Genomic DNA, 8791 nt, shown 5'->3' with positions numbered 1-8791 from the left:
CAGCCTCGCCTGACTAGCCGCGGCGAGAGCGGGCGCCCGAACGGCCGGGCGCCGCCTCAGGCCGTCCGACCCGCGGCGGCGGCCCGGAGCGACGTCACGGTCGCGGTCGGGGACAGCACCTCCGGGTCGAGCATCAGCTCCAGCAGCACGGGGCCCGTCGCGGCGAGCGCCGCGTCGAAGGCCGGCGCGAACTGGTCCGTCCGCTCGATCCGCGTGCCCGAGGCGCCGAAGGAGCGCGCGAGCTGCGCGAAATCCGGGTTCACGAGCCCGGTGGCGCTGACCCGGCCAGGATAGTCGCGCTCCTGGTGCATCCGGATGGTGCCGTACATGCCGTTGTTGATCAGGATGATCACCACGTGCGTGTTCATCATCACGGCGGTGGCGAGTTCCTGCCCGGTCATCAGGGCGTCGCCGTCGCCTGTGAACGCCACAACCGTCCGGTCCGGATGCTGGAGCTTGGCCGAGATGGCGGCCGGGACGCCGTAGCCCATGGAGCCCGACATCGGGGCCAGCATGGTGCGATACGAGCGGTAGCGGTGGTAGCGGTTCGGCCAGATCGCGAAGTTGCCGGCGCCATTGGCCACGATCGCGTCCGCCGGAAGGCGCTCGCGCAGGAGCCGCATGACGGCCCCGAGATCGAGGTCGCCCTGCAGCCGCGGCGGGTCGGTCCAGGCGAGATAGGAGGCCCGCAGCGCCGCGGTCGCGGCCGCCCAGGGCCGCTCGCCGGCCGGGGCCGGCAAGGCGGCAAGCTGCCCGCAGGCCGAGGCCGAGGACGCGACGGCGCCCAGGGCCGGCTGGTAGACGCGGCCGATCTCGTCGGGATCGGCGTGGATGTGGATCAGCCGCTGCCGCGGGGCCGGGATGTCGAGCAGCGTGTAGCCGTTGCTGGTCAGCTCCCCGAGCCGCGCCCCGACGGCGAGAACGACGTCGGCCGACCGCACCGCCTCGAGCAGAGCCGGATTGGGCCCGAGCCCGAGATTGCCGACATAGTTCGGGTGGCCGTTGTCCATGTAGTCCTGGCAGCGGAAGGAGGCCGCCACCGGCAGGTTCCAGGCCGCCGCGAAACGCGCCACCGCCTGCGCGGCGTCGAGGCTCCAGCCGCCCCCGCCGACCACGACCACCGGGGCCCGCGCCTCCGCGAGCGCACGGGCGACCGCCGCGAGGGCGTCGGAGGTGAGGCCGGAGGCGCAGAGCTGCGGCGCCGGCGCGGCCTCCTCCTCGGTCTCCTCGATCAGCATGTCCTCGGGCAGCGCGATCACCACCGGCCCAGGCCGGCCCGAGGTGGCCAGCGCGAAGGATCGCTGCACGATCTCGGTCAGGCGGGCGCCGTTCTCCAGCACCGTCGCGAACTTGCTGAAGGACGCGAACATCGACCGGTAGTCGATCTCCTGGAAGGCGCCGCGCTCCATGGCGGCCCGCTCGACATGGCCAATGAAGAGGATCAGGGGCGTCGAATCCTGATGCGCGATATGGACGCCGGCACTGCCGTTCGTGGCCCCCGGGCCGCGCGTCACGAAGGCCACGCCCGGGCGGCCGGTGAGCTTGCCATAGGCCTCGGCCATCATCACGGCGCCGCCCTCCTGGCGGCAGGTGACGACCTGGATCTCAGGCACCTCCAGCATGGCGTCCAGCACGGCCAGAAAGCTTTCGCCCGGCACGCAGAACACGCGATCGACCCCGTTTGCGCGCAATTGCTCGACAAGCAGCCGGGCGCGGGTTCGCTTGGTGGTGGCGGTCATGTCGGCGTCCGGTTGGGAGGCGAGGGGAGGGCGGTGCCGGCTAGAAGCCGCAGAACTGGTCGAGGGCGCGCAGCGAGGCGGCCTGCAGCGGCATCAGGCGGGCGATGCGCCGAAGTTCCTGGCCGGAGCGCTCCACGAAATCGGGCGTGAAATCGGCCGTGTGCCCGGTCAGGACGATGCAGCCCGCCGCGCGGGTGCTCCAGCCCGAGAAGTTCGCCGCAACCGCGCTGAGCCCGTCGTAGAACTCGTTCGCGACCTGGATGATTCCGCGCTCGTCCGCCCGCGCGAGGTCCCGGTCGAGGTCGCTCCACCGGGTGATCGTGCTCGGCGTGTAGGCCCGGAAGGGCTCCTCGCCCAGCGCGGCGCGGCGCTGTTCGGGGCTCATGGTGAGCAGCAGCGCCTTGCCGGGCCCCGAGGCGTGCAGCGGGCCCTGCAGCCAGCCGGCGTAATACGGGCTGAGGGAGCCGGCCGGTTGGACGATGTCGACCACGACCCGCTCGACGCCGATGAAGACGACGAGAACCACGGTCTTGGCGAATTTCGCGGCCAGCTCGCCGAGAAGCGGCCCGCTCTCGCGCCGGAACTGCTCCATCGGGTGCAGCAGCGGCAGGGGGCGCAGGATCTTGGGCGAGGGCAGATAGCGCTTGCCGTCCGGCGCGCGGCTGACGAAGCGGGCGTCCTCCAGCGTGCGCAGGATCCGCAACGTGGTGCTGAGGTCGAGCGATGTCTGAGCCGAGATGTCGGCCAGCGTCAGGGGCTGGCCGGCCCCCGCCAACAGGTCGAGGATGGCGAGGCCGCGCCGCAGCGTACCCGAGAGAGCCCCGGCCCCGTCCGGGGCCGCGGGCTCTTCCGCGGCGGGCTCCGCCGCGGCGACCCGGGTGGGCTTTGGCATGGCGGCCCGGTCAGCGCTGGCTGAAGCGCCGGCCGATCAGGTCGGCCGCGATGTTGATCTTCTGGATGTCGATGGCCCCGCCGGCGATGCCCCAGCCGTAGGAATCGCGGAAGCGGCGCTCCATGCCGTATTCCTCGGCATAGCCGTAGCCGCCCATGAGCTGGAGGGCGGTGCCGGTGACCTCGCGGGTCATCTCGTTGGCGTAGCATTTGGCGATGGCGGTCTCCCGCACCGGCGGCAGCCCCGTCCCGGCGGCCGCGGCCGCGCGGTGGATCAGCAAGCGGGCGGCCTCGACCTTGATGGCCATTTCGGCAAGCTTGATCTGCACCGCCTGAAACTCGGCCAGCGGCCGCCCGAACTGGCGCCGCTCCTGGACATAGGCCGTGACCTGGTCGAGCGCGCCCTGCGCCACGCCCAGCGCCATGGTGGCGTTGCCGAGCCGCTCGATGTTGAACACCCCCATCAGGCTTGCGAACCCGCCCGGCCCGACCAGGAGGTGGGATTCCGGCACCCGGACGCCGTCGAACATCATGTCGGCCGACGGCACGCCGCGGAAGCCCATCAGCGATTCCGGCGGTCCGAAGCTCAGGCCGGGCGTATCCCGGTCCACGAACACGGCGCCGATGCCTTTCGCCCCCTGGACGTCGCCGAAGCGGCAGAACACGACATAGCCCTCCGAATGCCCCGCCCCGGAGCACCAGCGCTTGGACCCGTCGATGACGATTTCGCCGTTCTGGCGCACTGCCTTGGTGCGAAGGTCGGTCAGCGCCGTCCCGGCATCGGGCTCCGACATGGAGATCGCAACCAGCATCGACCCCTCGGTCGCCTGCCGGACCACGCGCTCCTTCAGGGCCGGGTTGCCGAACCGTTCGACGATGCGGACCGGGCCGGTGCAGCACTCAAACACCGGAAAGGCGACCGCGACGGAGATCTTGGCGAATTCCTCCAGAACCAGGAGCGCATCCAGAAGCGGCAGGCCGAGGCCGCCATGCTCCAGGCCGGTGTTGACGCCGAGGAACCCCATCTCGGCAAAGCGCTCCCGCCAGTCATGCGGCAGCGGCTCGGCCTCGGCTTCCAGCTTGCGGGCGAGCGCCGGGAGTTCCGCCTGGGCGAAGCGACGGGCGCTGTCCCGCAGCGCGATCTGGTCGTCGGTGTAGCCGAAATCGAGCATGCGGACCTCTGACGGGAGGAGGGGTATGAGCCGGGAGACCCTCGACTCCGCTTTCAGAAATCAACGCTATTCGCCTCGAAAAATGAAATCAAGCTTGCAATCGCCGATCATAACCTTTCAAACGCGCTGACGTCACGCGCTCCGCCCCCTTTGGGGCGGAGCGAGCTCAACCGAACAGGAGACTTGCGTTGGAGCGACCCCTCGACGGCATCAAGGTCCTCGACCTCTCGCGCGTGCTGGCCGGGCCCTGGTGCACGCAGACGCTGGCCGACCTTGGCGCCGATGTCTGGAAGCTCGAACCCCCGGGGCAGGGGGACGACACGCGCAGCTGGATGCCGCCCGAGCTGAACGGCGAATCCACCTATTTCCTCTGCGCGAACCGGTCCAAGCGCTCCGTCGCGATCGATCTCAAGCACCCGGACGGCAGGGCGCTCGCCCAGTCCCTCGCCGACCAGGCGGACGTGCTGGTCGAGAACTTCCGGCTCGGCGCCCTCGACCGTCTCGGCCTGGGTTACGAGGAGCTGCGCGCCCGCAATCCGGGCCTGATCTACTGCTCCATCTCGGGCTACGGCCGCACGGGACCCCGCGCCGCCGAGCCGGGCTATGATTTCGCCATCCAGGCGGAGAGCGGGTTGATGTCGATCACGGGCGAGCCGGACGGCATGCCGATGAAGCTCGGGGTCGCCGTGACCGACATCGTCACCGGCATGAACGGCGTCCAGGCGATTTTGGCGGCTCTGCTGGCGCGCGGCCGCACGGGACGCGGCCAGCATATCGACCTGTCGCTTCTGGACGGGGCGGTCGCCATGCTGGCGAACATCGCCACCGGACACCTGGCGACCGGGCAGGAGCCCCGGCGTTTCGGCAACGCCCATCCGACGGTGGTGCCCTACCAGCTGGTCCCCAGCCAGGACGGCGTGGTGGCCCTGGCAGTCGGCAATGATCTTCAGTTCCGCAACATGTGCGAGCAGGTCCTGAAGCGGCCGGATCTCGCCGCCGACGAGCGTTTCCGCACCATGCGGGGGCGCGTGCTCCACCGCGAGGTCCTGATCGCCGAGATCAGCGCCGCCTTCGCGACCGCGCCGACCGCGCATTGGATGGACCTCCTGCGCCGGGCCGGCGTTCCGGCCGGCGAGGTGCGCAGCGTGGCTGAGGCCCTGGCCTCGCCCGAGATCGCGGCCCGCGGCCTCGTGGCCGAGGTGGCCGACCCGCGGCACGGCGCGCTGCGGCTGCTCCGTTCGCCCCTCGGGCTGACCGGGACACCGCCGCGCGATCCGGCGCCGCCGCCGCGCCTCGGGGAGCATACGGGCGACATCCTGCGCGACGTGCTCGGCCTCGACGAGGCCCGGATCGCCGAACTCGGCGCTGCCGGGGCGATCAGCCAGAACCCGCTCGGGGCCGCCTCCTAGGCGGGCGCAGCCGCGATCCGGCGGCCGTCACGGCCGGGCTGCGGTCGCGGTGCAGAGCGGGATTGGGGCGGCCGCACGAGAGCGGCGGCCTCGGCCGCCGTCAGCGCGTCCGGCGAGGCCGTTCCAGCAAGGCCGCCAGGGTGGTCGGCCGATAGCCCTGCGCATCCACCCCGACATCGAACTGCCTCGGCACCGGGGCGAGCCGCCCGTGGCTGTGCCCATGCAGGTTGATCGCGCCCCGATGCTGCCGGTTCCAGCTCCGGAACGGATAGTGGCAGAGAACCAGGAAGGTGCCGTCGAGCTCGAGCTCGGCGTAATCCTGGACGCTGGCCCATCCGGCGGCCGCGCAGGTCGCCGGCGGGTCGTTGTTGCCCCGCACCAGATGCTTGGTGCCGTTGAGCCCGGCCAGGAGTTCGGGGACCTCTGACGCCTTCCGGGCGACGTCGCCGAGGTGCCAGACCTCGTCTTGCGGCTCCACGGCTTCGTTCCAGGTGGCGATCAGCGCCCGGTCCATTGCGGCTACCGACTCGAACGGCCGGCGGACGATGTTGAGCGTGCGGTGATCGCCGAAATGGGTGTCGGCCGTGAAGAGCAGGGCCACGCCCTAGAGGGCCATGGTGGAGATGCCCGGTATGAGGGCAATGGCGACCAGGCCGAGCAGCAGCGCCCCAAGGTAGAACCAGATCGTCTTCATGGCGGCGTCCGGGCTCACCTTGCCGATGGAGCAGGCGATGTAATAACCGATGCCGACAGGCGGTGCGAACAGGCCGATATTCATGGAGACGACCACCACCATGGCGTAATGGACACCGTGGATGCCGAGGTCGTTGGCGATCGGGAACATCAGCGGCGCCAAGAGCACGATGGCCGGCAGCCCCTCCAGCAGGCATCCCAGCGTCAGGAACACGGCGACCGTCATGCCCATGTAGACCATCCAGCCGCCCGGGAGGCCCTTCATCACCGCGGCCAGGTATTGGGCGAAGCCGGTCTGGGTCAGCACCCAGGCGGCCGCCGAGGCGGTGCCGAGGATGATCAGGATCGAGCCGGTCATGGCGGCCGTCTCGACCAGCATCCGGTACATGTCCCGGCCTTTGATGCCGCCATAGAGAACCATGCCGGCGATCAGCGCGTAGACGACCGCGATGGTGGACACCTCGGTCGCGGTGGCGACGCCTTCGGTCACGGCGCCGCGCACCAGGAAGGGCAACACCAGGGCCGGTGCGGCGATCATCAGCGCCTTGCGGATCATCGGCCAGGGCGCCCGGCGAACGCCGTGCAGCAGCTCGCCACGGGCCTTCCAGCGCGCCGCCGCAGCCAGGATCAGCAACAGGAAGAAGGCCACCACGAAGCCGCTGGCGAACAACGCCGCAATGGAGATGCCGGCGACCGAGCCGATCACGATCAGCACGATGGAGGGTGGGACGGTGTCGGCCATGATCGCACCCGTGCCGAGGAGCGCGACCATCTCCTCGGGCCGGTTGCCGCGCCGCTTCATCTCCGGAAACAGCGCCGGGGCCACGGTGGCCATGTCGGACACCTTGGAGCCCGAGATCCCGGATACGAGGTAGAGCGAGCCCAGCATCACGTAGGACATGCCGGCCCGGACGTGGCCGAGCAGGGAGGCCAGGAAGTCGACAATGGCCTTGCCCATGCCGGTTGCGTCGAGAATGCAGCCGAGCAGCACGAAGACCGGCACCGAAAGGAGGATCAGGCTGGACATGCCCTCGTCCATGCGGCCGACGATCACCGTCACGGGCAGCTTGGTCGAGAACACCAGGAACGCCATGGCGCCGGCGCCGAAGCAGAAGGCGATCGGGACGCCGATGGCCAGGCAGATCGCGATCACGGCCACGAGCAGGACCAGGATGTTGGCCTTGCCGAGGCTGGCAAAGAACGGGGAGAGCAGCCACAGGGTCGCGACCGTGACCGCGACCACCGCGATGGCCGTCACGAGGTCGCGCCGGGAGGCTTCCGCCCAGAGCTTCACGGCCAGGACCAGCAGCATCAGGCCGATGCCGAGCGGGATGCCGGCAATGCGCCAGGCGACCGAGATGTCGAGGCCGGGCGAGACCACCGGGATCTCGTCCAGCCAATGCTCGAGCGCCGAGGGCAGCAGGCCGATCAGAAACGCGGCGACCACGACATAGCCGGTGGTCTCGATGGGACCGCGCAGGCGCGGCCCGACGAGATTCAGAACAAGCGCGAGGCGCAGGTGCTCGTTGCGGTCGATGGCGATCACCGACCCGAACATCACGATCCACAGGAACAGAAAGGATGCGATCTCGTCGGCCGAGGTGATCGGCGACGAAAGAACGTAGCGCGAGAACACCGAGACCAGCACGAGGCCCACCAGGCCGGCGATCAAGGCCGCGGCGATGACCTCGATCGGCGCCAGCAGGAACCGGAGCCGGCCCGAGGGCCGAGGTCCGAGCTGCTCCAGAACCGCGGAGGCCTGCGTCTGAGTGATGGAGATTGCGTCGGCCATCGCGCGCCTAACTCATGGATGTGGCACGGAAAAAAGCCGCGTCCGAAGACGCGGCTGTGCTGCAGGCGAAGGCGCTCAGGCGAGCGTTCCGACCGCCTCCTCGAGAAGCCGCCAGGGCTCCTCGCCGAACTTGCCGCGCCACTCCTTGTAGAAGCCGGCCTTCGACAGCGCCTCCCGGAAGGGCGCCGGGTCGACGTCGTTGAAGATCATGCCGGCGGCGGCCAGTTCCTTCTGCAGCGCGGTGTTCTGCCGGGCGACCTCTTCCCGCTCGGCCACGCAGGCCTCGTTCACGATGCGGGTGACGGTGGCCTGCAGGTCGGCCGGCACCTGGCCCCAGGCGCGGCGGTTGATCAGGAACCACCAGCCGTCCCACATGTGATTGGTGACGGAGCAGTATTTCTGCACCTCGTAGAGCTTCGCCGCCGAGATGATCGCCGGCGGGTTCTCCTGCCCGTCCACCACCTTGGTCTGCAGCGCCGAATAGACCTCGGCGAAGTTGAGCCCGGTCGGGGACGCGCCGAGGGACTTGAACAGGGAGAGCCACAGGGCGCTGACCGGCACCCGGATCTTCATGTTCTTGAGATCGTCGGGGCGCACGATCGGCTTGGCGCTGTTGGTCACCATGCGGAAGCCGTTGTCCCAGATCTTGTCCATGACGACGAAGCCGCCGCGGGTGATCTGGCCGCGCAGATGCTCCCCGAGCTTGCCGTCCATGGCGCTCCACAGCGCCGGATAGTCCCTGAAGGCGAAGCCGACGCCGGAGATCGCGGCCGCCGGGATGATCGTGGACAGCACGTTCACGCCGGAATTCAGGAAGCATTCGAGCGCGCCCGAGCGCAGCTGCGACAGCATGTCGGAATCGGCGCCGAGCTGGTTGTTCGGGAACAGCTGGAACTCGAAGCGGCCGTTGGTCTCGGCCTTCACCTGTTCGGCCGCCTTGTTGAGGTGGACGTTCAGCGGGTGCGAGGCCGGCACGTTGGTGCCGATCTTGAAGGTATGCTCGGCCGCGTGGGCATAGCGCAGGGGCAGGGCGGCCGAGATGGCGGCGGCTCCGGTGAGCGTCGCGAAGCGACGGCGGCTGACGGACATGGTCAT

Annotated in this window: 7 protein-coding genes; 1 reads left to right on the top strand and 6 read right to left on the bottom strand. The window is 69.8% G+C overall.

All coding sequences use genetic code 11. From position 1 onward, the window contains the following. Positions 1-56: 56 nt before the first annotated feature. From JWR86_RS08855 to JWR86_RS08845, 3 genes are read right to left on the bottom strand one after another with little or no spacing between them, the layout of a single operon-like run. The gene (locus tag JWR86_RS08855; RefSeq protein WP_299563804.1) at positions 57-1739 is read right to left on the bottom strand and encodes a thiamine pyrophosphate-dependent enzyme; all 1683 of its coding nucleotides are present in this window, start codon (positions 1737-1739) and stop codon (positions 57-59) included. Positions 1740-1779: 40 nt separating this feature from the next. Further along, positions 1780-2631 (bottom strand): IclR family transcriptional regulator, encoded by an 852-nt coding sequence (locus JWR86_RS08850; RefSeq protein WP_299563801.1) that lies wholly within the window; start codon positions 2629-2631, stop codon positions 1780-1782. Positions 2632-2641: 10 nt separating this feature from the next. Then, on the bottom strand, positions 2642-3802 hold the full coding sequence (locus tag JWR86_RS08845) for an acyl-CoA dehydrogenase (RefSeq protein WP_299563798.1): 1161 nt from the start codon (positions 3800-3802) through the stop codon (positions 2642-2644). Between the two features lie 188 nt (positions 3803-3990). On the opposite strand from JWR86_RS08845, the gene JWR86_RS08840 reads away from it, so the two are divergent. Beyond that, positions 3991-5211, top strand: coding sequence for a CaiB/BaiF CoA-transferase family protein (locus tag JWR86_RS08840; RefSeq protein WP_299563795.1), 1221 nt, complete (start codon positions 3991-3993; stop codon positions 5209-5211). Between the two features lie 100 nt (positions 5212-5311). On the opposite strand, the gene JWR86_RS08835 is transcribed toward JWR86_RS08840, so the two are convergent. From JWR86_RS08835 to JWR86_RS08825, 3 genes are all read right to left on the bottom strand, one after another. Then, positions 5312-5812: a metallophosphoesterase family protein gene (locus tag JWR86_RS08835; protein WP_299563792.1), complete on the bottom strand. Its 501-nt coding sequence runs from the start codon at positions 5810-5812 to the stop codon at positions 5312-5314. A 3-nt stretch (positions 5813-5815) separates the two neighbouring features. Next, positions 5816-7696, bottom strand: coding sequence for a TRAP transporter large permease subunit (locus tag JWR86_RS08830; RefSeq protein ID WP_299563789.1), 1881 nt, complete (start codon positions 7694-7696; stop codon positions 5816-5818). Positions 7697-7771: 75 nt separating this feature from the next. Next, entirely contained in the window at positions 7772-8791 is a 1020-nt protein-coding gene (locus JWR86_RS08825; RefSeq protein ID WP_299563784.1) for a TRAP transporter substrate-binding protein, read from the bottom strand.

This window comes from Enterovirga sp. (assembly GCF_028290205.1).
GTDB lineage: Bacteria > Pseudomonadota > Alphaproteobacteria > Rhizobiales > Beijerinckiaceae > Enterovirga.
The sequence above is the reverse complement of the archived record's forward strand: the minus strand, read 5'-3'. Positions and strand labels throughout refer to the sequence as shown.